Origin of the sequence: [Scytonema hofmanni] UTEX 2349 (assembly GCF_000582685.1) — a bacterium.
GTDB classification, from domain to species: Bacteria; Cyanobacteriota; Cyanobacteriia; order Cyanobacteriales; family Nostocaceae; genus Hassallia; species Hassallia hofmanni.
In genome coordinates this window covers 316,837-341,051 of sequence record NZ_KK073769.1, presented here as the reverse complement: position 1 = coordinate 341,051, position 24,215 = coordinate 316,837, and the positions used below count along the sequence as shown (strand labels likewise).

27 protein-coding genes are annotated in these 24,215 nt (G+C 41.9%); 14 read left to right on the top strand and 13 right to left on the bottom strand.

The window, feature by feature from the left end; translation table 11 throughout:
* The first annotated feature begins 259 nt into the window (after positions 1-259).
* Both TOL9009_RS0131425 and thiL read left to right on the top strand, forming a co-directional pair.
* Complete coding sequence (locus tag TOL9009_RS0131425; protein WP_029637379.1) at positions 260-1,387, top strand: peptidylprolyl isomerase; 1,128 nt, start codon at positions 260-262, stop codon at positions 1,385-1,387.
* A 123-nt stretch (positions 1,388-1,510) separates the two neighbouring features.
* Entirely contained in the window at positions 1,511-2,518 is a 1,008-nt protein-coding gene (thiL, locus tag TOL9009_RS0131420; RefSeq protein ID WP_038298127.1) for a thiamine-phosphate kinase, read from the top strand.
* 96 nt (positions 2,519-2,614) lie between these two features.
* Here the strand turns inward: thiL and TOL9009_RS0131415 are convergent, their stop codons facing one another.
* Together TOL9009_RS0131415 and nadD are read right to left on the bottom strand one after the other, a co-directional pair.
* On the bottom strand, positions 2,615-3,631 hold the full coding sequence (locus tag TOL9009_RS0131415) for a type I glyceraldehyde-3-phosphate dehydrogenase (protein WP_029637377.1): 1,017 nt from the start codon (positions 3,629-3,631) through the stop codon (positions 2,615-2,617).
* A 117-nt stretch (positions 3,632-3,748) separates the two neighbouring features.
* Positions 3,749-4,375: a nicotinate (nicotinamide) nucleotide adenylyltransferase gene (gene nadD / locus TOL9009_RS0131410; RefSeq protein WP_029637376.1), complete on the bottom strand. Its 627-nt coding sequence runs from the start codon at positions 4,373-4,375 to the stop codon at positions 3,749-3,751.
* A gap of 344 nt (positions 4,376-4,719) precedes the next feature.
* On the opposite strand from nadD, the gene murC reads away from it, so the two are divergent.
* From murC to TOL9009_RS0131385, 4 genes are all read left to right on the top strand, one after another.
* Positions 4,720-6,195, top strand: a complete 1,476-nt coding sequence (gene murC / locus TOL9009_RS0131400) for a UDP-N-acetylmuramate--L-alanine ligase (protein ID WP_029637375.1) — start codon at positions 4,720-4,722, stop codon at positions 6,193-6,195.
* A 124-nt stretch (positions 6,196-6,319) separates the two neighbouring features.
* Positions 6,320-7,312 carry a UDP-N-acetylmuramate dehydrogenase gene (gene murB, locus TOL9009_RS0131395; RefSeq protein ID WP_029637374.1) on the top strand — a complete coding sequence of 331 codons (993 nt, stop codon included), beginning with the start codon at positions 6,320-6,322 and terminating at the stop codon, positions 7,310-7,312.
* A 126-nt stretch (positions 7,313-7,438) separates the two neighbouring features.
* Positions 7,439-7,786: a YbaB/EbfC family nucleoid-associated protein gene (locus TOL9009_RS0131390; protein ID WP_029637373.1), complete on the top strand. Its 348-nt coding sequence runs from the start codon at positions 7,439-7,441 to the stop codon at positions 7,784-7,786.
* Between the two features lie 172 nt (positions 7,787-7,958).
* Positions 7,959-8,447, top strand: coding sequence for a low molecular weight protein-tyrosine-phosphatase (locus TOL9009_RS0131385; protein ID WP_072022203.1), 489 nt, complete (start codon positions 7,959-7,961; stop codon positions 8,445-8,447).
* Positions 8,448-8,654: 207 nt separating this feature from the next.
* Here the strand turns inward: TOL9009_RS0131385 and TOL9009_RS0131380 are convergent, their stop codons facing one another.
* The 3 genes from TOL9009_RS0131380 to acsF form a co-directional block, all read right to left on the bottom strand.
* Positions 8,655-9,332 carry a response regulator transcription factor gene (locus TOL9009_RS0131380; RefSeq protein WP_029637371.1) on the bottom strand — a complete coding sequence of 226 codons (678 nt, stop codon included), beginning with the start codon at positions 9,330-9,332 and terminating at the stop codon, positions 8,655-8,657.
* A 173-nt stretch (positions 9,333-9,505) separates the two neighbouring features.
* The gene (locus TOL9009_RS0131375) at positions 9,506-10,213 is read right to left on the bottom strand and encodes a hypothetical protein (protein WP_029637370.1); all 708 of its coding nucleotides are present in this window, start codon (positions 10,211-10,213) and stop codon (positions 9,506-9,508) included.
* A gap of 108 nt (positions 10,214-10,321) precedes the next feature.
* The gene (gene acsF, locus TOL9009_RS0131370) at positions 10,322-11,398 is read right to left on the bottom strand and encodes a magnesium-protoporphyrin IX monomethyl ester (oxidative) cyclase (protein ID WP_029637369.1); all 1,077 of its coding nucleotides are present in this window, start codon (positions 11,396-11,398) and stop codon (positions 10,322-10,324) included.
* A gap of 410 nt (positions 11,399-11,808) precedes the next feature.
* Between acsF and TOL9009_RS0131360 the strand changes: the two genes are divergently transcribed.
* The 3 genes from TOL9009_RS0131360 to TOL9009_RS0131350 all read left to right on the top strand — a co-directional run bounded on the left by TOL9009_RS0131360 (position 11,809) and on the right by TOL9009_RS0131350 (position 14,246).
* Positions 11,809-12,228 carry a BlaI/MecI/CopY family transcriptional regulator gene (locus TOL9009_RS0131360; RefSeq protein ID WP_029637367.1) on the top strand — a complete coding sequence of 140 codons (420 nt, stop codon included), beginning with the start codon at positions 11,809-11,811 and terminating at the stop codon, positions 12,226-12,228.
* Positions 12,228-13,058 (top strand): M56 family metallopeptidase, encoded by an 831-nt coding sequence (locus TOL9009_RS0131355; protein ID WP_029637366.1) that lies wholly within the window; start codon positions 12,228-12,230, stop codon positions 13,056-13,058. The genes TOL9009_RS0131360 and TOL9009_RS0131355 overlap by 1 nt, the downstream gene beginning before the upstream one ends.
* A 288-nt stretch (positions 13,059-13,346) precedes the next feature.
* On the top strand, positions 13,347-14,246 hold the full coding sequence (locus tag TOL9009_RS0131350) for an alpha/beta fold hydrolase (RefSeq protein ID WP_029637365.1): 900 nt from the start codon (positions 13,347-13,349) through the stop codon (positions 14,244-14,246).
* Positions 14,247-14,504: 258 nt separating this feature from the next.
* Here the strand turns inward: TOL9009_RS0131350 and TOL9009_RS0131345 are convergent, their stop codons facing one another.
* Complete coding sequence (locus TOL9009_RS0131345) at positions 14,505-15,038, bottom strand: DUF4330 domain-containing protein (protein ID WP_029637364.1); 534 nt, start codon at positions 15,036-15,038, stop codon at positions 14,505-14,507.
* 344 nt (positions 15,039-15,382) lie between these two features.
* Here TOL9009_RS0131345 and TOL9009_RS0131340 point away from each other — a divergent pair, with 344 nt between their 5' ends.
* Positions 15,383-16,237 (top strand): M48 family metallopeptidase, encoded by an 855-nt coding sequence (locus tag TOL9009_RS0131340; protein WP_029637363.1) that lies wholly within the window; start codon positions 15,383-15,385, stop codon positions 16,235-16,237.
* On the opposite strand, the gene TOL9009_RS0131335 is transcribed toward TOL9009_RS0131340, so the two are convergent.
* On the bottom strand, positions 16,230-17,033 hold the full coding sequence (locus tag TOL9009_RS0131335; RefSeq protein ID WP_029637362.1) for a metallophosphoesterase family protein: 804 nt from the start codon (positions 17,031-17,033) through the stop codon (positions 16,230-16,232). The genes TOL9009_RS0131340 and TOL9009_RS0131335 overlap by 8 nt on opposite strands.
* Before the next feature lie 328 nt (positions 17,034-17,361).
* Here TOL9009_RS0131335 and TOL9009_RS0131330 point away from each other — a divergent pair, with 328 nt between their 5' ends.
* Both TOL9009_RS0131330 and dcm read left to right on the top strand, forming a co-directional pair.
* Positions 17,362-17,646, top strand: coding sequence for a DUF2470 domain-containing protein (locus TOL9009_RS0131330; RefSeq protein WP_029637361.1), 285 nt, complete (start codon positions 17,362-17,364; stop codon positions 17,644-17,646).
* 44 nt (positions 17,647-17,690) lie between these two features.
* Positions 17,691-19,037, top strand: coding sequence for a DNA (cytosine-5-)-methyltransferase (gene dcm / locus TOL9009_RS41115; protein ID WP_051503162.1), 1,347 nt, complete (start codon positions 17,691-17,693; stop codon positions 19,035-19,037).
* Here the strand turns inward: dcm and TOL9009_RS0131320 are convergent.
* The 6 genes from TOL9009_RS0131320 to TOL9009_RS41110 all read right to left on the bottom strand — a co-directional run bounded on the left by TOL9009_RS0131320 (position 18,994) and on the right by TOL9009_RS41110 (position 22,947).
* On the bottom strand, positions 18,994-19,353 hold the full coding sequence (locus TOL9009_RS0131320; RefSeq protein WP_029637360.1) for a type II toxin-antitoxin system PemK/MazF family toxin: 360 nt from the start codon (positions 19,351-19,353) through the stop codon (positions 18,994-18,996). The genes dcm and TOL9009_RS0131320 overlap by 44 nt on opposite strands.
* A complete protein-coding gene (gene mazE, locus TOL9009_RS0131315) occupies positions 19,340-19,570 on the bottom strand; it encodes a type II toxin-antitoxin system MazE family antitoxin (protein WP_029637359.1) in 231 nt (76 codons plus the stop codon). The genes TOL9009_RS0131320 and mazE overlap by 14 nt, the downstream gene beginning before the upstream one ends.
* A gap of 57 nt (positions 19,571-19,627) precedes the next feature.
* A complete protein-coding gene (locus TOL9009_RS0131310; protein WP_029637358.1) occupies positions 19,628-20,404 on the bottom strand; it encodes a Tab2/Atab2 family RNA-binding protein in 777 nt (258 codons plus the stop codon).
* A 129-nt stretch (positions 20,405-20,533) separates the two neighbouring features.
* Positions 20,534-21,565: a DMT family transporter gene (locus TOL9009_RS0131305; protein ID WP_029637357.1), complete on the bottom strand. Its 1,032-nt coding sequence runs from the start codon at positions 21,563-21,565 to the stop codon at positions 20,534-20,536.
* Between the two features lie 117 nt (positions 21,566-21,682).
* Complete coding sequence (locus TOL9009_RS0131300) at positions 21,683-22,360, bottom strand: response regulator transcription factor (protein ID WP_029637356.1); 678 nt, start codon at positions 22,358-22,360, stop codon at positions 21,683-21,685.
* 71 nt (positions 22,361-22,431) lie between these two features.
* Entirely contained in the window at positions 22,432-22,947 is a 516-nt protein-coding gene (locus tag TOL9009_RS41110) for a helix-turn-helix domain-containing protein (protein ID WP_242055110.1), read from the bottom strand.
* 193 nt (positions 22,948-23,140) lie between these two features.
* Between TOL9009_RS41110 and TOL9009_RS0131290 the strand changes: the two genes are divergently transcribed.
* Entirely contained in the window at positions 23,141-23,386 is a 246-nt protein-coding gene (locus TOL9009_RS0131290) for a hypothetical protein (protein WP_029637355.1), read from the top strand.
* 38 nt (positions 23,387-23,424) lie between these two features.
* Complete coding sequence (locus tag TOL9009_RS41105; RefSeq protein WP_242055112.1) at positions 23,425-24,108, top strand: hypothetical protein; 684 nt, start codon at positions 23,425-23,427, stop codon at positions 24,106-24,108.
* The last annotated feature ends 107 nt before the right edge of the window (positions 24,109-24,215 follow it).

Below are 24,215 nucleotides of genomic sequence, written 5' to 3'. Positions count from 1 at the left end.
AGATTAGTCATTTTGTCATTGAGAATTGAGAATTGGGCATTGGGCAATGGGCAATGGGCAATGGGCAATGGGCAATGGGCAATGGGAATTAAATATCTCGATTTTTGATTTTGATACGCGTTTTATATCTAAATAGAACTCTTTCCATGCCCCATGCCCCATGCCCCATGCCCCATGCCCCATGCCCCATGCCCCATGCCCAATTCCCCTGTACTGTGGGAAGATTATTCATGGGTTACGCAAAAAGTCAAAAATTTAGATGTTGCATTTGAGCCATGCCATGTTCAACTTATTAAAATCCTGGCTGAAAAAAAGCCTAATTGCAGTGTTGTTGGTGACAATAAGTTTAGGCATAAGTATAGCTGGGTGGACTCCCATCAGTAGAGCCGCGCTACCAGCTGGAAATGCAATCACCGATGGCAACGCCTTGTTACGCTACGCCCTGCCCATAGATAATAAACCCGTGCGGCAACTGCAAGCTTCTTTAGAAGACATTGCGGCGCAACTGCGAGCAAATCGCCGCTGGGGGGCTATTTCCAGAGACATCAGTAAAGCATCGCGGATTCTGAATAATCCCTCCAAAATCCTAGCAAGCGTTCCAGAAGAACGCCAGCCCCAAGCTGAAGCTTGGATTGCTGAGTTAAAATCTGGGGTGGCTTCCCTGGATGAAGTCGTAAAAACCAAAGATAAAGAAAAACTTCGCTCTGAACGAGCCAAGCTGTTGAATCTCGTTACCCTCATAGAAGAGTCAATGGTGAAAAAATTCCCCTTTGAAGTGCCTGCTGAGTACAGCAACCTACCTCAACTCAAAGGTCGTGCCACCATAGAAATGAAAACCACCAAAGGTAATCTTACTATGATTGTGGACGGTTACAGCGCCCCTGTCACCGCCGGAAACTTTGTTGATTTGGTACAAAAAGGGTTTTATAACGGTTTAGAATTTACCCGTTCTGAGGAATCTTACGTTTTGCAAACCGGAGATCCCGCAGGTAAGGAAGTCGGTTTTATTGACCCAAAAACGAAAAAATACCGCGCTATTCCCTTAGAAATTCTCGCTGAAGGTGATAAAGAACCCACCTACGGCATTACACTAGAAGAAGCTGGGCGTTATACTGATATGCCAGTTCTGCCTTTTTCTGCCTTTGGTGCGTTGGCGATGGCTCGTCCCGAAAGTGAAGTTAATGGCGGTTCTTCACAATTTTTCTTCTTTTTGTTTGAACCAGAACTTACCCCAGCCGGACGCAACCTCTTAGATGGTCGCTACTCCGTTTTTGGTTATCTTACCGAGGGTAAAGAAGTTTTAGACAAACTTAAGGCAGGTGACAAAATCGAATCAGCAAAAGTCACCCAAGGCATAGAAAATTTAGTCGAGCCGCAAACAGCATAGGGCATAGGGCATTGGGCATTGGGCATTGGGCAATGGGAATTAAAGACGCTCGATTTTTGATACGCGTTTTATATCTAATAGCACTCTTTCCATGCCCCATGCCCACTATCCACCATCAAACATATGCAAGTTCGAGATATTGGTGAACAAGGTCTTTTAGAAAGATTGCAGCGCTTTTGTCCACCGGAGATTATCGGGGATGACGCAGCGGTGCTGGTGACTAAACCAGGGGAATCTTTGGTGGTGACAACGGACGTGCTGGTTGATGGGGTGCATTTTAGCGAGATTACCACTTCTGCTGAAGATGCCGGTTGGCGAGCTGCTGCTGCTAATTTATCAGATTTGGCGGCAATGGGCGCTTCGCCACTGGGAATAACTGTTGGTTTGGGACTCAGGGGTGAAGTCAGCGTCAGTTGGGTTGAGGAATTGTACCAGGGTATAACACAATGCTTGCAAAAATACAATACTTCAATTGTCGGGGGTGATGTAGTGCGATCGCCTGTCACAATCCTATCCATCACCGCTTTTGGTCAAGCTCATCCCGATCAAATTATCCGCCGCAATCAAGCCAAAGTCGGGGATGCGATCGTTATCACAGGCGTTCATGGAGCCTCCCACGCTGGCTTAGAACTGCTGTTACATCCGGAATTGAGGCAAAACCTTACTCAAGGGGATTATACGGCTCTAATCCGCGCACACCAGCGCCCACAACCCCGTTTAGATGTTTTACCTATCCTCTGGGAAATTTTACATTCTTTCTCCTCACCGCTCCTCTCCATCGCTGGGATGGATAGCAGCGACGGTTTAGCGGATGCAGTGTTGCAAATTTGCCGCGCTAGTGGTGTTGGTGCTGTTTTAGAATCTACACAAATTCCTTTACCAGATGCTTTCAACTACTGGTTGACAAAAGAAAAAGCGCTTTTATACGCTCTTTACGGTGGTGAAGACTTTGAATTAGTGCTGTGCTTGCCGTCATTACCAGCTGATTTCTTAGTTCAACAACTTGGTTATGGGGCAGCGATCGTGGGAACAATTACATCTGACTCCAAAGTCCTGTTACACGACCAGAACGCAAAAAACCCCCACCAAGTTCTCACTCTTGGTCGAGGGTTTCAACATTTTGGTAAATAGTCCAAAGTCCAAAGTCCAAAGTCCATAGTCAATAGTCCAAAGTCCAAATATTCACTCTTGACTGTTGACTGTTGACTGTTGACTGTTGACTCTTCACTAATTAGTCCACTTCTCGGCTACTAGCTCTGCCAAATCCAAGACTCGCTGGCTGTAACCCCACTCGTTGTCATACCAAGCCATCACTTTCACCATGTCGCTGCCCATGACCATTGTCAAGCTAGCATCGACAATGGAAGAAGCTGGATTACCTTGATGATCGGATGATACCAAGGGTAGGTCGCAATAGTCCAAAATGCCTTTCATTGGACCTTCAGCGGCATCTCTCAGGGCTTGGTTAACTTCTTCGGTAATAGTACGTTTCTCGACGTTAACGACAAAATCCACCATCGAAACGTTCGGGGTGGGTACGCGCAATGCCACACCATTCAGCTTACCTTTGAGGTCTGGTAGTACCAACGCTACAGCTTTTGCCGCACCGGTGGAGGTGGGTACAATGTTCATTGCCGCAGCACGAGCACGTCGCAAATCTCGGTGGCTAGCGTCTAACAGACGTTGGTCGCCGGTGTAGCTGTGAGTAGTGGTCATTGTGCCTTTGATGATGTTGAACTTTTCGTGCAACACCTTGGCAACGGGAGCCAAACAGTTGGTAGTACAGCTGGCATTACTGATGATGTTGTGTTTGTTATGGTCGTAGTCGTGATGATTCACACCAACTACAAACGTACCATCTTCGTTTTTGCCTGGGGCAGTGATCAGAACTTTCTTAGCACCTGCATTTACATGCTTCATTGCCCCTTCTTTGCTGGTAAATACACCTGTTGCTTCAATAATCAGGTCTATTTCCCAGTCTCTCCAGGGCAAGTTATCTGGATTGCGATCGGATACGCACTTAACGGTTTTACCGTTAACGATGATAGAATTATCATCGGCAGAAATGTCAGCATTCTCTAACTTTCCTAGCATCGTGTCATATCTGAGTAGATGCGCGTTAGTTCTAGGGTCTGAGGTGTCGTTAATAGCAACCACGTCGATGTTGCTATGTTCTCTACCTACCCAGCAGCGCATAAAGTTACGTCCAATGCGCCCAAAACCGTTGATTGCAACTCTAATCACAGTGTCTTGCCCCTCTGTATTTATGCCTATACATTAATATCGTTGACAATGATCATACAGCAAAGGGAGGGGGTATTTATAACTATAAAGTGCTAGAGCAACAAAAAAATACATATTTTATTTAGATTTATTGAAGTAGAGGTTTTGGGCAGCGATGTACAATCTGACCGATTCCGGGACTAAGTAACGAATTGACTGGCGATCGCCGCACATCTGTCGAATTAGGGTTGACGAAATTCCCACTAAAGGTATATGCAATAATTGCCAGTTAATGGTATAGGATTGTTTTTGCAGTTGTTGCTCTACTTGCTTGCAGATTAACTCGCTTTGAGCTATATTCTCACCACCGACTAATCGGGGTGCGACCAGCAAATCACACATTTGTACTAGTTCTTGTCCACGATACCAACGGGGCAAAGTTTGCATGGTATCCAAGCCTAGAATCCAGTACCAGTGAGTATTAGGGTAAAAAGTAGATAACTCAAGTAGGGTATCAATCGCATAGGAAGTTCCGGAGCGATTCACCTCAACCAATGAAATAGTAAACGAGGGGTTGTCTTTGATCGCTAGTTGGAGCATTTCTACTCGATGCTCAAATAAAGTCGCTTGTTTATGAGGAGGATTTAAAGATGGTACCCAAATTACGTATTCTAAGGGTACTTGATGCAAAGCAGTCTCGGCTAGAATCAAGTGTCCCCAATGAACAGGATCAAAAGTGCCGCCGAAAATTGCAATAGACCGCATTAGCTTAGTGTGAGTTTTATTTCAGTTTAAAAGCAGTTTCCCATCCCAATCTACTATTGAGCGATAATTCCAGCAAGGAAAACAAACAATGTATTTGAAATTACAGTCATTTTTTTCCCGATTCGGCGGAAATTTTCAGAATAAACATAAAAACAGTTCAGAAAAAGAAAAAATCGCATGCCTTGGTAAAATCATTCTGAACATGCAGATGTTTAACATTTGATAGCAACTGAATCATTAAACAGAAAATGATGCATGATATGTAACGGTAAAAATAAAATTCCTGTTATGATACGCGTGTCATTTGTGAATATTGGTGTGGTGTGGTGTAAGAGGATTAAACAATGAGCAATTCTGTAGACTTTAGTGGTAGACCATTTCACTTTATTGGTATTGGCGGTATAGGTATGTCTGCTCTGGCATACGTTCTGACAAAACGCCATTTGCCAGTGTCAGGTTCGGATCTTCGTCCAAATCACATAACACAAAAGTTGGAAGGTATCGGATCTCATATATTTGGTACACAAGAAGCAAGCAATCTCGCCTTTTTTCATCCGGAAAGTGAGGTTATTACTGAGAATAATGCAGTAGTATTAAACTCGCCAGATAAATCGCCTACTGTAAGTAAAGGAATACTGCCCCAAGTTATTTGTTCAACCGCAATTAATACAAATAATTTAGAATACAAAGCAGCACTAGAATTAGGTTGTCCAATTTTTCATAGGTCTGATGTACTAGCTGCATTAATTGCCGAGTATTACAGTATTGCAGTAGCCGGAACGCATGGTAAAACTACAACTAGTAGCATGATTGGTTATATGCTATTGCAAGCTGGTTTAGACCCAACGATTTTGATCGGTGGCGAAGTAAAAGCTTGGTCTGGCAATGCCCGATTGGGAGAAAGTAAGTATCTAGTAGCTGAGGCAGATGAATCAGATGGTTCTTTGGTGAAACATGCCCCAGAAATTGGCATCATCACCAATATTGAATTAGATCATCCTGACCACTACGAGACATTAGAGCAAGTGGTGGAAACTTTTCAGACATTTGCTCATAGTTGCAAAGTATTGATCGGTAGTATTGATTGTGAGACGGTAAGAAACCGCCTCAAACCAACTATCAGCTACAGCTTACACTCAGACACCGAAGCTGATTACACTGTCACCAATATCGAATATCGCGCTGATGGTACAACAGCTTTAGTTTGGGAACGAGGCAAAGCCTTGGGCGTGTTAAACTTGCATTTGCTCGGTCGTCACAACCTCAGCAACTCCTTAGCCGCAGTCGCTGTTGGTCGAGCTTTAGGTTTAGAATTTGGCAAAATCGGTGAAAGCCTCGCCACTTTTGAAGGTGCAAAACGCCGCTTTGAATTGCGAGGCAAAGTCAATGGTATTACCTTTATTGACGACTACGCCCATCACCCCAGTGAAATTCGCGCTACTCTTGCTGCCGCACGTCTCCAAGCAAAACCAGGGCAAAGAGTAGTTGCTATCTTTCAACCACATCGTTACAGCCGCACACTCACCTTTTTAGAAGAATTTGCTGAATCCTTTACTCATGCTGATTTGGTGGTCATCACTGACATTTATAGTGCTGGTGAACCAGATTTAGGGCAAGTCAGTGGTAAACAACTAGTGGCGAAAATTGCTACTCACCAGCCCCAGGTGACTTATCAACCGACTTTATCCTCAGTACGTGAATATTTACTTTCTAAGCTGCGTCCTGGAGACTTAGCTTTGTTTTTAGGTGCTGGTAACTTGAACATGGTGATACCCGAAGTAATTACAACTCTTTGCGAACCAGCTAAAGCTACATCCTAAAAAGCTGACACTTTTTGGTTAATTCCACAACCCATTGTGTCTGTCTCGCGAGAGTTTTGTTGCTTCACCTTTTTGTCGTATTTATACGGCATAGAAATGTAAAAAAATCACCAATTTAAGTTATATGACAATTTCCCAGACAGCTGAAAACGTCTGCAAAGTTTCTACCTTAGCGACAAGTAAGCAAGAAACAGTTAATTCTATCGAAAAGAAAGTTTACGTAATTGGTAGCGATTTTGCAATCAAGTCTCAGACTTCCCTCGCAACGGTTACTTCCTACAGAGTTGGGGGACCCGCCGAATGGTACGCAGCTCCGCGAAACCTAGCAGCACTGGAAGCAAGTGTTAAGTATGCAAAAGAACATGATTTAGCAGTAACAATACTCGGTGCTGGCTCTAACTTGTTGGTAAGCGATCGCGGTATATCCGGTTTAGTGATTGCGACTCGTCATCTGCGCCACAGCCACTTTGACCCCCAAACAGGTCAATTAACAGTTGCAGCAGGAGAATCAATCCCCAGCTTGGCTTGGCAAGCAGCAGATTTGGGTTGGGAAGGATTAGAATGGGCGGTTGGCATCCCCGGAACCGTCGGCGGTGCGGTTGTGATGAATGCTGGCGCACATAGTAGCTGTATCGCACAGATGTTAGTCAGCGCCGAAGTGCTTTCACCTGATGGCACATTAAAAATTCTCACCCCTGATGAGTTGGGCTACGCTTATCGGACTTCATTATTACAAGGAAGCGATCGCATAGTCACCCAAGCCACCTTCCAACTAAAGCCAGGGGCAGATCGGGCTTTAGTTATTGCCGCAACAAAACAACACAAACAACATCGTCTAACCACTCAACCCTACAACTTCCCCAGTTGTGGTAGTGTGTTCCGCAACCCCAAACCTCATAGCGCAGGTTGGTTAATTGAACAAACCGGTCTTAAAGGCTATCAAATAGGCGGAGCGCAAGTAGCACAACTCCACGCTAATTTTATCGTTAATCGTGGTGGGGCAAAAGCTAACGATATCTTTGGTCTGATCCGCCACATTCAACAGCGGGTACAAGACCGTTGGTCGATTTTGTTAGAGCCAGAAGTTAAAATGATCGGAGATTTTCAACCAGTTTAATTAGTAGTTGGTGTCCAAGGGAGCAACTGACAGACAACCAACTCCAGTAAAAAAAACAGGCAACTGCAAAAGCACATCTATAATTGAATTTGATTTGTTATTCAACGCACACGCGAACAATCAGTTATGGCAGAAAAAGGACAGGGATTTGGCTTTGGCTTAGGTAAAATGAAAGAACTCGCCGAAGCGTTTAAAAAAGCGCAGCAAGTTCAAGAAGGCGCAAAAAAACTCCAAGAAGAATTGGAGCAAATGGAAATTTTGGGAGAGTCTGGTGGTGGTCTAGTCAAGGTGATTGTCAGCGGAAACCAAGAACCAAAGCGTGTGGAAATTGCCCCAAGTGCTCTAGAAGAAGGTGCAGATGTACTTTCCGACCTTGTGACAGCAGCAATGAAAGATGCTTACACCAAGTCCACTGCTACAATGCGCGATCGCATGGAAGAGTTGACCAGTGGGCTAGAGCTTCCCGGATTTTAGTAAAGTGTCAATAGTTAGTGGTTAGTAGTTAGTGGTTAGTAGTTACTGGATAATGGATAGTAATATTTTTTTGCGACTCACAACTCACAACTCACAACTAACTTTTGTACAGACGTTCCACACCGAACGTCTCTACCTAACAACTAACGACTGACGCACAAAACGGATTTTTATGCCTTATAAGCTGCTTTTTGTCTGCCTGGGAAACATTTGCCGTTCGCCATCGGCAGAAAATATCATGTATCATTTAATCGAGCAGGCAGGTTTGAGCGAAAGCATCCTCTGCGACTCTGCTGGGACATCTAGTTACCACATTGGTAGTCCACCTGACAGACGCATGAGTGTTGCAGCTACTCAAAAGTTGGGAATTAAACTACGTGGTTCAGCCCGACAGTTTCAAAAGTCAGATTTTCAAAATTTTGATTTGATTTTGGCTATGGATCGAGAGAATTATGAAAATATGCTCTCTCTCGATCCAACTGGACAGTATTCCCAGAAAGTACGCTTGATGTGTGACTTTTGCTCTCAATACACCATCAAAGAAGTTCCAGACCCTTACTATGGCGGTTCAGAGGGATTTAATCAGGTGATTGATTTACTCGTAGATGCTTGTGAAGGTTTGCTGAAACACGTTACCAGCCAACTAAAGCATGAAGGATAAAGTATGTTCGGGTGTCACCAGATGCTACGCGAACATACTTTTTTGGTCAGTTATCAAGGTATTATATCATGTCCGACAAATCACATATACTGTAGAGACGTTCCGGCGGAACGTCTTTACGGCGGAACGTCTTTACGGCGGAACGTCTCTACGACGGTTGCGATATTTTTATTAGTGTTAATTAAACGGACATGATGTGATTACGTGTTATTTAACTAAACCGTGGGTCATGGCAAAACGCACTAATTCAGCGCGGTTGCTAGTTTCGGTTTTCCTTAGTAAGCTGCTAACGTACTTTTCTACTGTCCGAGGACTCAGATGTAACTGATTACCCATCTGAGCATTAGAATGACCATGCGTTAACAGTTCGAGGACTTCCTGTTCTCTAGAACTTAAAGATAAAAGTACTTCGGACTTCTCAAAATCAATAATATTATTATGAGAGTCAGCAACTTTAGGCGCAGAATTACCTGAATTTTCTTGATGAGAAAAGCCATACTCTGATTGAATGATTTGCGATCGCTCTAAGAGATTGCGAATCGCTGCGGCTAACTCTTCTAACTCAAAAGGCTTAGGCAAATATAAATCGCACCCTGACTGATAGCCCAAGATTCTTTCCTGAGTCTTAATTCTTGCCGTTAACAAAATAACCGGTAACAAACGAAACGCTGGTTTTTGCCGCACTTGGCGCACCAATTCATAGCCATTCATCCGTGGCATGACAATATCGGTGACAATCAAATCAGGATGGTACTCTTCCACAAATTTCAGAGCCTTTTGACCTTCATCGGCTGTAATTACTATGTAGCCAGACAGTTCCAGATAATCGCTGATAGATAAACGAGTACCCAGGTCGTCATCCACTACAAGGATCGTCAAGGGCATGGACAGTACACCCCTCGCATTTTTTTGAATAAACAATTTGCTTCAATGAGCAATACCAATAGACTTAAGCAACAATAATACTATTATGTTTAATAATATGACAGGATTAATAGTTAGTAACTGCCTTTGGGTTGATTTATAAATAAAATCTTAAATTAGTACAATAGCTTAACTCACGGCATCCATTCTAAAACGACACCTATCCGACTATCTTTTTGAAGTCGCGAATTTTGCTTTTGAATATCTGTAGATAAACGCAGGTTGGAAGTAATCGCATATCCTACCGAAAGCTGTGTTAAACCAACTTCTTCACTGCTACCGGGAGAAACCCAACTTTGAGTGAGAGAGATATCCGCTGCACCACCACGAGACAAAACTAACAGCAGCTTGGCACCTAAATTCACTCCATCGGTTGTATAGCGGTTTGTTTGCAAATGTCGATAACCAACCACGGGAGCGATATTGACGTAGCTACCCAAAGGACGCAAATAATAATGTAAGTCGGCACCATAAGCCTGACGCTTACCATTAAACGCTGCTTGATATTCACCACTCACAGTCAAGCCGGTGCGTCCAATAAAAATATCTTCTACACCAACAATTACCCCAAATGCTTGTCCTGTTGAAGGAAATTCTGAAAAACCCAGTCGCAAGCGAGTGCGAAAACTAGGATCGTTTTGAATTTCTTGTAAAATATTCGGTACATGACGATGCCAACGTTGCAAAACTGGGCTATTTTGAATAATTTCTGGACTTAAATCTAAATCCTCGGCAGTTGAATTCGGTATTATATCTGGCTGAGATTGACACCAAGCCGGATTTGCTAGTAAAAATAAGCAAATATTTACTAAAAAGCCGAAAGCTGACAACTTTTGTTTCATTCTTTAATTTCTTTCGTAGTAAGCACTGAAGTGCTTACTACGATTTACCATAAAAAAATGGTTCTGTTAAGTACAGAACCACTAAAGCTTTCGCAAATTTATTATGACCTAGCGAACTGCGCCATGAGTAGCAGCTGTATCAATTGGTTTCATCAAGTACAGCCGTACAAATTGCCAGCCATTGGAGACGTATAGCGGTAGTTTCTGGAAGAATTGGAGGAATTTGGGAGTGCTGGACTTAGCGATCGCACTCAATTTCTCGTTATTCTTCAGACAAACATCTAACCGCTGATAAAACTCTGGTTTCTCGACATCCAACATTATCGGGAAGACTCTACCTGCGTTTTCGTTCGTCTTCTCAATCACTTGAATGTCGTATTCTCGCGCATCCAAACCAATGGAGGCATAAAAGTCTTTGCGCTGGATGTCATTAAGATACATCGTGCCAAACACTGATAATAAGAAGAAGCGACACCACAGACGCGCTTTCCAATCATTCAACATTTGCGGCTGCGATCGCATGATCGCATCGAAGAAATCGCTGTGGCGGTTTTCATCTTGACACCAATTTTCAAACCAGCGGAAAATCGGATAAACTCTATCTTCTGGATGTGCGTCTAAGTGGCGGAAAATTGTGATATAACGCCAATAACCAATCTTTTCTGAAAGATAAGTGGCGTAGAAGATAAATTTCGGTTTAAAGAAGGTGTAATTGCGGCTCTTGGTTAAAAAGCCCAAATCCAGCGACATGTTAAAGTCTGACAGCGCTTTATTCAAAAAGCCAGCATGACGCGCTTCATCCCGTGACATTAGGTTGAAACACTCTGCTAAAACAGGGCTTTTGTCCTTTAAGCGGCGTCCAAGTTCTTTGTACAATAAAAATCCGGAAAACTCCGCCGTACAAGAACGTTCGAGAAATTCAACGAACAATCGGCGAGTGTCCCCGTCAATATGATCCCAGGATTGTTCAAACTCCGCATCCCGAACAAAGTGATGGCGGTTGTAGTCAGCCCGAAACTCGTCGAGAATCGCTCTCAACTCGTCTTCGTTGACAGAGATATCCATCTGCGCCATTTCATCAAAGTCAGTGGTATAAAACCGGGGTGTCAGCAGGGTTTCTTTTGCCGGGACTTTAATCCCTGGACGCATTTCTTCAAAGCCTGGTTTTTTTAGGGAGTCTACCATGTCTTGATTGTGTGAAGTGTCTTTTTCTTTTGAGCGACTGAGAAAGCTTTGAGTAATGCTCTCACAAGGCGCAATACAGGGAAATAATCAATTTGTATAAACATCAGTCTACCAAGGCTGGGGTAGTGGAAGCTACTGTATACGTTAAGAGTTGCAACAAATTAGGCATTGGGCATTTTGGAGAGGGGAAAAGGGTAAAGGAAAAAAGGGGCGCATGGAGATGGAGTCATTTAAAATCAGTCGAAGAGAAAAGAAAATATTTCTACATGAGTCCCTTTCCCCCTCTTCGTGAATTTTGCCTAAGTCCTAATGTAATCTGAAAAGAAGGACAGACTATAAATCTACCAGTAACAATCCCAGGAATACTCTGCACTTCACGCTCTGCCGCTCACCATCTCTAATCGAAAAATATGGCACCTTTACCTGAATATCGCCCCAAACAACTGTCTTTAGGTCCTCTAGAAGCTGAAATTTTGCATATCGTCTGGGAACTGAGTTCAGTTACAGTTAAAGATGTACACGATCGCATTCTTACTGACCCCAACCGCGAATTAGCTTATACTTCCGTGACAACCGTATTGCGTCGCCTTACCGATAAAGGTTGGCTAACCTGCGACAAAAGAGGACGAGCATTTTATTGGCGTGCGTTAATTACCAAACAACAAGCTGAGGTAATTAAAGCACACGAGCAGTTACAGCGATTTCTCGCGGTGGGTAATCCCGATGTAATTGCTGCTTTTGCAGATAGTTTAGATGAAGCTGCAAGCGAACAAATACAAGCGATCGCCAAACGCATTCAAGCTGCACGCCAAGCTAGGGAGGGAGAATAATGCATCTGATGATGATTTTGACTGCTTTAACAGTCGCTTGGTGGTTAAGATCCTTTCTGACTGACTTTGAAAGTAGTTGGAATATGCGCTGGAGGCGATCGCTATTCTTATTTCTCTTCCCGCCCTTGTTAATTTTTATGACAGCGATCGCCATTTTGTGCATGGGACCCCAAGGGAAAATGGGCGGGATGTACACCGGTTGGTTTAGTTATGTCTTAACGTTAATTTGTCTTGTCATTGTTGACATTGTGTGCATTAAACTTGCCTTTGGTGGTTGGCAATCGATGAAATCTGTCCGCAACTGTCCCTTAGCTAATATTGAGGGGAAACAAGTTAGGTTACTCAACACTGAAGCGCTATTCGCCGGTCAAATCGGTTTTTGGCAATCAGAATTAGTAATTAGTGAAGGACTACTGGAAACTCTTTCACCAAAGCATTTAGAAACCGTCTTCGCACACGAGCAAGGACATTACCATTATAGGGATACATTCTGGTTTTTTTGGTTGGGTTGGGTGCGTTCCTGCACCGCTTGGTTGCCAAATACAGATGCTTTGTGGCAAGAACTGTTAATTTTGCGCGAATTACGTGCCGATGCTTACGCTGCATCGCGAGTAGATCCGTTATTGTTAGCAGAATCGCTGTTGTTGGTAGTGAGTACAACTCCGATGTCCTCAGAAATTTTCTGCGCTGCATTAGGTAGCGATCGCTTAGAACAGAGAATAGAAGCTTTGTTAGCACAACCAGAACCGACTCCAGAACTTAATTTCCAAAATTGGAATGGCTTTTTGTTAGCATTTTTGCCGTTAGTCAGTGTGATATTTCACAAGTAAATTGCGATCGCGCACCTGATAATAGACATAGGCGTAGAAAAGACATAGAGACGTAGCAATGCTACGTCTCTACAAGGGTTTCGGGTAACGCATAATTAATTTTTACTCCTATGTCTAATAATAAAAGCTTGATGTGCGAGATTCTCCAATTAATTTAACTAGTACCGCAAGGCGGAAGTTAAAAGTCAAAAGTCAAAAGTAATATGGAGTAAGCTTTTTGACTTTTCACTTTTGAATGCGTGACTTCACGGCGGTACTAGCAACCATAACAGAAAACAAAAAACACGTATGTTTCAGCCATTGGGATTTGAGCAACGCTCCGTAAATACCTCATTAGGTAGAATTGTATATTATACTAATGTCGGTTTGCCTTATCAAGATGAGATCGCTGCCCGCACCGAAAAAGAAACTTTAGTGTTTCTGCATGGCTTTGGTGGTGGTTCTTCCGCATATGAGTGGTCAAAAGTTTATCCTGCTTTTGCCGCCGAGTATAGAATAATAGCACCAGACTTGCTGGGATGGGGTAAATCTGAGCATCCAGCGCAAAATTATCAGATTGATGATTATACAACGACAATTCGGGAGTTTTTAGAGCACACTTGTACAGAACCGGTGACAGTAATTGCTTCTTCGCTGACAGCAGCGTTTACAATTCGAGTAGCGATCGCTCATCCTGATTTATTCAAGTCGCTGATTCTCACTTTACCAGCCGGACTTTCTGATTTTGGTGAAGACTACTCTCGCAGCATTTTTGCCCAAATTGTCAGCGTTCCCATTGTCGATCGCTTGCTGTATACTACCGGAATTGCTACTAGTTCGGGTATTCGCAGTTTCTTAGAACAACGGCAATTTGCCGAATCTAGTCGCGTTTACGAGGAAATTGTCGAAGCTTATTTAGAATCTGCGCGTCAGACAAATGCTGAATATGCAGCGCTGTCTTTTGTGCGCGGTGATTTATGCTTTGATTTATCGCTTTATATTCAACAATTGACAACTCCCACCGCGATAATTTGGGGGCAAAAATCGCAGTTTACGGGTCCAGAAATTGGTCGTCGTCTTGCTGAGATGAATCCGCAAGCGATTCGCGTTTTTCTAGAGTTAGAAAATGTCGGATTAACCCCACAGCTAGAATTGCCGGCGGTGACAATTGGTTTAATTCGGCGATTTTTGCCTTTGTTGAGTAGTTGATAAATATATAGCAGTTGAGACACGTAGTGCGTTCGCATGAAGGCGTCTCTGAGATGTGAAAAATCAGCCTTTAATACTTGAAACCCCTGCTTGATAAGAGGGGGAAAGGGGAAAGGAAAAAAGGGATTCATGGGAAGAAAAATATTCAGGAGTAATCTAAATAACTCTTCTTACAAACGTCAACGGGACGGAAACCGACCCCGCTGAGGAAAGCGCTTTATTTCCATACCTTTCCCCTTTCCCCTTTCCCCCTCTTTTTCATTTGTCTTTAAATCTTAAATCGATAACAGTAGCATTAAAGTTGTAATTAAACCCTTCTAACTCAAAAGGCATCCCAATTTTAAGTTTACTGTTACCTAAAACTGGTCCAGTTTCAGTGATATTCGCTTTGCCTTCTAAAGTCAAAAGCATATCTCGACTAAAATTGTTACCTCTAGGATCAGGCAATTCTTTGACGGAACCATCAGATTGAGGAACTGCTAAAGTTCTGGGTAATTCTTGAATAGATTTAATCGCTATTTGACCGTAGGGTTGATTGCGGATAATAACGTTAGTTTTTCCGCCTTTTGTAAACCCTTTTTCATATAATTGTTGTGGGTCGCGTACATTCAATCCGCGAACAACTAAATCTACCTCAATTGGTACTGTTTTCGAGTTAATTTGAGCAACAGAACCAGAAGTTCCTGGAAAGACAAAGATGCCAAATATTACTAGTAAGATTACCAGCGCGGCACCAAAATCGAGAAGGTTGATTTTACCGAATAAGCGACCTTTGGAATCTAAAAGAGCCATAAGCAGTTTTCAATTCTTAATTGCGGAATAATTGATTGTTGCAACGTGGTGTATAGTCAGGACTTACGCACGGACTACGTATTTCCGTCCCTATCGACGTCAGGAAGCACCTATCAAAGTCTTGTTTTCTCGCGACTGAGTGCGTAAGTCCTAATAGTAGAACCGCTTACACTCGTTGCTTGTTTTAAAAGAGGCTGTGATTCTCGGTCATGCGACAGTCTATCATAACCTGTCTAAAACGTGTGCAAACCAAACAGAATTAGTATTAAGTAAAATGCAACTTAGAATTGCATAAATCCGTCCTATACTTTACGTTCTCCTAAAATAGTCAGCTGTGCCGGATTATGATGAATTGGAAAGGCTTAGTAAATTACCGTTTTTGGCGACATCGCTTGATTTATCCGTTAATGTCGGTGGTAGTTGCCTTGAGTGTTTGCCTTTTGACACCTCTACCAGGGAAGGCTATAGATTTATTGCCTCTCATTTTCCAAGGTGCTCAGTTATTTCAGCTTTCTAATATATCGGATTCTCAAGAAGTTGATCTTGGTAAACGGATTAATCAGCAATTACAAGGCAGTGATATTCGTCTTTATCGTAATTCACAAGTAAATAACTACATCCGGCAAATTGGACAGCGTTTAGTAGCATCTAGCGATCGCCCAGATATTCCCTATACTTTCCAGGTAATTGACGATAACGCTCTTAACGCTTTTGCGACAATGGGAGGCTTTGTCTATATCAACATCGGTACGATCAAAGCCGCAGACAATGAAGCGCAACTGGCAAGTGTGCTCGGTCATGAAATGGGACACATCGGTGGAAAGCACGCACTCAAACAGATGCGGCAAAAAGCACTTGAAAGTGGATTGTTAACAGCAGCAGGTTTAGATCGAAATCAAGCGGTAGCCATTGGTGTGCAAGTAGCGAGAAATCTTCCCCGCAGTCGTCAAAATGAATTTGATGCTGATCAAAGAGGATTAAAAACTTTAACACGCGCTGGTTATGCACAGTCGGCGATGCCTGCTTTTATGCAAAAATTGGTATCAAAGAGTTCTACACCAGGATTTTTGAGTACCCACCCCGCAACAGGCGATCGCATTGAAGCTCTCAAACGTGCCATAAACGCTCAACCGAGCAATCGCAGTGAAGGTTTGGATGGTGCAGCCTATAAAGCAAATATTCGACCATTAGTCAGTTAATACTCCCTCTTGTCTCCCTGTCCCCTTGTCCCCTTGTCCCCTTGTCCCCCTTGTCCCCCTTGTCCCCAATTTCCGCCGGATTGATTTTAATCACAGCTTCTTCTAAGGGCAGAATACGAACACAAAGCTGGTTGACGTTGACTTGATAAACTAAGTTATTGGTGATGTCGAGTCCCGTTAACCAACCACTTTTGTGATGATAAGCTCCTGTATCTATATTTAACCATCCGGGTCCTTGAGCCAACTTACCGGGTGCAACCCCAGGTAAAGTAAAAGTGATGGTATGACCGACAATAATTAATTTATCTTTAAAGTAGGGTTTTTTCATGCTGTGAAATGCATCTCGCACCCAGCAAAACTGCTCGGCTGTTTGTTTTGCCAAAGGAATTAACGGATCAATACCAGCATGAGATAACCAAATATCTCCTAAGTCGAGATATGTAGGCAAACTTAGCAACCATTCAAGATGATCGTGAGGAATAATCCCTTCTTGATAACTGGCTACAGTGGCTTGTCCTCCTTTGTCAAGCCATGATTGCATAATTTCGGGGGTGATGCATCTTGAAGTAAGAATATTTAACAATATCTGCTCGTGATTGCCAAGCAGACAGTGATAGCCATTTTCTTTAACAAAATTTATTACTTGGCAACTCTGAGGTCCGCGATCGATTAAGTCTCCAAGAAAATAGACTTGATCGTCTGAGTGTGGGGCGATCGCCTGCAATAATATCATTAAAGCATCATAGTAGCCATGCACATCCCCAATAATAATCCGGCGGTGCTTGATTTCACTCATCGGTTTTTGGCTTGAATAACTTTGCTCAATTAAGCTACAGTTTTAGCTAAATAAATTTCGGATTCACAGGTAAAAAATGTTTCATAACTTTTATTAAAATTAATAGATACGGTTTCAGAGCGATCGCTTATAAAAAATATACATATCAAGCGATCGGTGAACATTTCCGCTCCTGGCAAGCATTAGATTTAGAATACTTAGCTTTGAGGTAAAATACTATAAGAAATAACTATAAATTCCCCAAAAGAAATTACATTCCCACTAAATTAGGATACTGTTGGTCATTCTTTAGTTTAAAATCCCATTAGCATCAACAAGGAGTCAAGCCATGTCTGAACAATTCTCACCTGAAATTAGCTCACGCATTTGCAATCACATGAACCAGGATCATGCTGATGCTATAGTTCTTTACGCTCAGGCTTTTGGTGGGTTAGCGGATGTCACAGCAGCACAAATGCTGGCAATTGATGCTCAAGGTATGGATTTGAAAGCAGAAGTGAATGGAGAACCTGTACCAGTTCGCATTCAATTCGACCATATTCTAGCAGATGCGGAAGATGCTCATCATACATTAGTTGACATGATCAAGCAAACGCGGGTTAAAGCAAAGTAATATAAGTAATTCGTCTTGTACTGGGGGAAAAAGACTAATTTTTTATGCCAAAAATTCGGTTTGTTGATTTATTTTCCGGAATCGGGGGAATTAGATTAGCTTTTGAAGAAGCTGCTAAGTCTTTAAATCTAAAAACCGAATGCGTATTAAGTAGCGAAATTAACCCAGATGCTCAATTAGTATATGAAAACAACTTTCAACACAAGCCTTTAGGTGACATTCACCTAATAGATAAACTCCCAGAACATGACTTTTTATTAGCTGGCTTTCCTTGCCAGTCTTTTTCTCATGCTGGGAAAAAAGCAGGGTTTGGAGATACGAGAGGAACGTTATTCTTTGAAATTACCAGATTACTCGACACATATCAACCACAAGCTTTTCTGTTTGAAAATGTGCGGGGACTTTATAGCCATGATAACGGTAATACCTTAGCAACGATAAAGCATGAAATTAAAAAGAGAGGTTACAGCTTTGATGCTTTTTTGCTCAACAGTGCTAACTTTGGTTTACCGCAAAACCGTGTCAGAGTTTATCTATTAGGCATTTTGAATGCTTCTCCTAAATTTGACTTGATTTCTGATGTTGGTTTTAAAGATTCTCACTCCTACAATACTCAGCAACTATCTTTATTTGACTCACCTCAAAAATATGTTACTGTTGCCGATATTTTGGAAGATAATCCAGATGTAAAGTATGATTGTTGTCCCAAATTTGTCAATGCTTTAAAACAAATCTACAACCAAGATTTAAATCAATTGCATGGAGTGCGATTAATTGATTATCGTGGAGGAAATTCAATTCATTCTTGGGAATTAGGATTGCGGGGAAAATGTAGTTTAGATGAAATTGAATTAATGAACCGTTTTATTTTAAAAAGACGGAATAAAGAATTTGGTCAAGAACAAGATGGTAAGTTATTAACTAAGAAGCAAATAGCTAGTTTTTTTGAGCATCCTAATTTAGAAGAGATATTAGATGCGTTGATTGCTAAAAAATATATTAAGCTGATTAACGATAAATATAAACCTGTATCTGGGAACTTTTCTTTTGAGGTTTATAAATTTGTCGATCCCAGTAAGATTTCTGTAACTGTGGTTGCTAGTGATGCTAATCGGTTAGGAGTGTACCATAATAACAGAGTGCGACGACTAACTAAGCGTGAAGTCGCACGTTTACAAGGTTTTCCGGATAGCTTTATATTACATCCCAATGATGATAAAGCTTACTATCAATTGGGAAATTCTGTGAGTATTAATGTAGTCAAAGCTGTGGCTGAAGAATTGATTAAGAAAACATTGTATGATGGTCAAGAACGAAGAGAGAAATTTGAACCGCACTTTGGAAACTTTAAACAACAAACCCCAGAACTACATTTAAAGCTGTTTGAATAATTTCCCAGTATTCTTGCTCTAACATACCAACTAAACCTAAAACCCGACTATGGTCAATAGCACGAATTTGCCCAACATCAATAAAACGATCTTGATCTAATCCATTAGTTAATGTTGCTTTGACATTCACAACATAGGGAGCTTGTTTACTTCCTGGTCGAAATGGCATGACAATTGTCAACAATCCATATTGATTCATAATATCATTTTGTATAATCAAGCAAGCACGGATTTTTTGTGCTTCAGCTCCGACTGTTGGATCAAGATTTACCCAACGAATTTCTCCTCGTCGATAAGTTAAATTATTCCCTGGCATTAATGCCATCCCCGACAACATTATCCCAAACAACAACTTCAGCCTGATACTTTGGATCTTCAGCATCCTGCTTGAGTGCTGCAATCATTTCTGCTTCTAAAAGCCTGCGACGATGTTCTGACAGCAGCGCATTAATGTATCCACTGCGGTTTCCTTGTGCTTGTCGATCTATAAATTGGAGGATGTCTTCTTCCAAGGTAATTGTCACTTTGACCATTAGTCTTACTTTTTAGTCTTACTTAAAAATCATACTATTATTCATACAGAAAAGCGCTCATTCTGTCTGTAATAACCAAAATCCGGTATAAGTCATTCCCGAATCATCAGGTTGAACTAACAAAAAATGTAAGCCTTTACTTTGTTGTTTGCGCTGTTCAAAACTTTGAGCAGATGCGGCAACTTCTGGATCTGCAAAGGTCGCCACAATAAATCTATCTACCAAACCTGCTTCTAATATTAAACCATCGGGGGCACCTGCAATGTAAGAAAGCGACACGGGACGGGCTTGTAGTAACCACCGTACCAAGCGCATCGATTGCCTTCCACCATAGATTATCACACCTGGGACGGGCAGTGTTGAGGCTAAACCGAGATTAATTGGTTTGAGATATTCTGGCATATGTAAAATGGGAATTGGGCGATCGCTAAATGCCTCCTCTACATCACCAGCACTCAAAGTAGCAAAACGCCATTTTTCACCCCAGAGGTTTTCTGGTAATGGTGTTGGGGGTGGTTTATCCAACGCTAAAGGATGTTGTTCTTGCAACCACTGTTTTAGTGCGAAAGTGCGTCTAGTTGCTTGGACATTAATTCCCAAGTTGCGTCCAGCAGCTTCAATTAAACTTAAAGATTGAGGACGAAATACCTCAATTATATCTGGTAGATGTTCGCCAGATGCTAATTGAATTTGCTCCCCAACCCAAGTAGAATTCGCTTCTGATTGAAGACAGATAGCTTCATATTCAAAGCTGCGAGTTGCGTCACAAATCAACAATTGCCAAAATGTATTCTCTTGGGGACGACGATAAAAATCAGCTTGCCAAATACGCATTTTATCTATAAGGAACGTAATAATATCATATCCGACAAATCATATATACTGTAAAGACGTTCCGCCGGAACGTCTCTACGAGGGTAGGTAGGTTTTTCTTAATGTTAACGATCGGGACATGATATAATTTTAAACTCCCTTAAATCCAATCTTGTTTTCTATTGTTTGCTTTTCTTGTGTAGAAGATTGACGCGAAATACCAACTTGACTTAAAAATATACCAAATAATATCACGCTACCGCCAAGATATTGAGCCTGTGTTGGAACTTCACCTAAAATTAAATAAGCTGCCAAGATGCCTATAATGGGGATAAACGAGCTAGCTAAAGATGCCATAGATACGGTGCAAGCTTTCAATCCCCTAATCCAAAATGACTGACCGACTACGATAATTATCGCAGCATAAAGAAGCATCCATCGCCACAAAAATGGTGAGAATGCATTCATAAAATGGTCACTTCCATAAAGTACTAAAGCCAAGAAGAAAAATATTACAGTTCCTAAAGCGGTACGAAAAATACTGTAAATTCCTGCGGGTATCTGCAAGAGATGTTTTTTCGTAATAATTATAGAGATAGATAAAGCCACAGAGCCAACCGCAGCCAGAAGTTCTCCAACTCCTATATGGAAACCTCCCGCATTCATCATCATTGCATTTGTCGGGGGTTGAAGGGTGATAGTTAGCATAACACCAATAAATGAAGCGATCGCTCCCAAAACTTGCCAAAGATTGACTCGTTCTTTCAACAACCAAACAGATAAAGCTAAAGTCAAAGGTGGTTCTAAACGTCCAACTAAAATGACATTGTTAACTTCAGTTAATGCCAATGCCTGAAAAATTAAACCAGGGGCAAGCGCTCCAGATAGAATTGCTACTATCGTCAGATTAAACCAATTCTTAAATGAAAGTTGCTTCAATGTTGCTTTGTTCCAATTTCGCCAATAAATTGTTGTAAGAATTATTAAAGCACAGAGATTTCCTACGAACAAAACATTACAAAGAGAAATTGGATTACTACCCCCGATAAAGTTTTGGGCACCAATTTCTGTTATCTTCCGCGTCACTGCGCTAGATACGCCAAAAATCAAAATCGCTAGCCAGAGATAGGTTTGTCCCCCAATTCTAAAGCTTTGACGATGGGAGCTTCTCAGTTTGGTCATAATAATATCACTGTAATGAAAGCACCATTAACAATACTATACTTCAGTGATGAAATCCGGGTGAGTTGAATCTGAGAAAATCCTTAACTCTGGAGTGCGATCGCCACTTGTTAAATACTAATTATCCCGCAAAGTATACCCCACACCACGCACCGTATGAATCAAGCGCTTTTCGTTTTTTTCTTCTAGTTTGAGACGTAGATAACGAATATAAACTTCGATAATATTAGAATCACCCATAAAGTCATAACCCCAAACTTTCTCTAAAATTTGGTCTCTAGTAAACACTTGACGGGGACGGCAAAGAAGATATTCTAATAAATCAAATTCTTTTGCTGTTAGTTCAATTGCTCGTTTATCCCGAAATACTTGACGAGTGCGGCGATTTAAACTTAAGTCTTCAAACTGCAATAAATCCTCATCTGTTTCTTGAGTGCGGCGTAAATGTGCGCGAATTCTTGCTAGTAATTCTTCAATACTAAAGGGTTTAAGTACATAATCATCGGCTCCAGCATCTAAACCGGCAACGCGATCGCTTACTTCATCTTTTGCTGTCAACAAAATCACTGGTACTGAGCTACCTGTCGCTCGCAGACGACGACAGATTTCTAATCCTGTTAGTCCTGGTAACATCCAATCTAAAATCGCTAAATCTAGCGTTGACTCTCGCGCCAGTGTTAAACCTGTGACACCATCATGCGCCACACTGACAGTGTAACCTTCGCTACTCAATTCTAGTTCAACAAATCGCGCTAGTTTAACTTCATCTTCAACTAACAGAATATGTGCTGTCATATTTTTACTTTTAAAGTCAGTAAAGGAAATTTGTAAAGCAGCAAACTAAAGCACGCTTAACGTATTATGCCTTAAGTGTATGACGTGCGATCGCTATCAATCTCCGTTTCTTCATCGACAGATGTTTTTGGAGATTTTCCAGTAATGTATAACGTGCGAACGCTATCAATATCAATCTCGGTTTCTTCATCGACAGATGTTTTTGGAGATTTTCCTGCAATAGCTTTACGGATTTCGTCTAGTTCTTCCTTGGGAACCCAGTCAGTGGCAGGAGTAACTCTATACTCGTCTGTGCGTCCTGTACGCTTAGTTTGCGTCACGAAATTAGCATTGATCAGAACTTTGATCGCTTGTTGAGCCTTGCGTGTACTTATTTTGCAAATCTCTGCTGTTTTACGGAGACTGGCAAAACAAACACCTTCAGGTTTTCCTCCTGTTCTGCGAACTATATGAGCATATAGCCGAAATTCATAAGGGTCTAATCCGTATTCATCCAGGAAATTATGGACAAATGCCACTGAAGAAGGGGGATTCTCAGCAGTAGGAGATTTAGATTGTTGGGATGAAAGCCCGTTTTTAGTTGACATACTACAATACTGCGTCTGGAGATGACTGGAAGTACAAGCTACCCATGCATGAAAAGGGTATAGTGAGGAAGACGCTTTCAATCAAGAGAACTCATACCTTGCTCCTACAGAGGAAGCTATAGAAGACGAGATCGCCTGTATAGAACAAAACGACGACAGTTTAGTTATAAAATTCGATTTAGACAGTGAAGACTTGCAGTTTGCTTCTAGAGAAAAATCGAGCGAAGAAACGCAAATCGAGTACCCAAAACAAATTAAACAAAGCTGGCTGGAGCAATGGATGAAGCCGATTCTCCCATTTTTAAAACCAGGTGGTAGAACTGTTGCTTTAATTCTGGCACTGGGTATTGTTTCCATTCCACTTCTGATGATCAGCGGTAGTGTCTGGGTCGCAACCATCCTTGCAGTAGGATGTACCATTGTTGCTATTTTTAAATAGCTCTATCTCACCAACCACCCTGCAAACTTTAGCTTAGGGTGGTTGATGAAGCTGGGCATTTTAAAAGTAAGATTTGTGATAATATATATGCTGGCGATCGCATGACCCGACAACCACATGACCAATTTGCCAAACAATATTTAGAAGAATTACTTTCCCCTTATGGAAAAGTAGAAGTAAGTCGGGAAGTCATAGATGAAGTTCGTCAAGTAGATATCTTGTTTTCTCCCGCACCTTCCCCCAATGCTGACCTGCAATCCCTTGGGTTACTTGGTAGAATTGCCACAACTGCCTCATTATTGGAACCCTTCCGCAATCAACCCAGTAAAACCGAGGTGCGTAATTGTCTGCTGAAGCTATTTTCCGTTTGTGGAGAATCGCAACGGAAAGCCAAGCGAGAGAATACATCTTTACCAGAAGATAACTTACCGCGTTTATGGATTTTGGCAAGTTCAGCTTCAACGACTTTACTTGAGAGTTTTGGTGCTAAATTAGATACAGAGAATTGGCTAGCAGGTGTTTACTTTCTACCTAAATCATTCAGAACGGCAGTAGTAGCAATCAACCAATTACCACTAACACTTGAAACTCTCTGGCTGAGGATTTTAGGAAAGGGAGAAACGCAACGTCAAGCGGTCAGTGAATTACTCTCACTTCCTCAAAACAACCCCCTACGGCGAAATATCCAAGCAGGGTGGTTTCATACAAACAGAGAAAAATGACAATACTTATGGGAGGCGATCGTAAATTGACAATCTGGAAGTATGAACAATCTGATCGAACAATTGCAGCAAGTCCCAGACTATAGGCACATCCGGGGACGAAGACA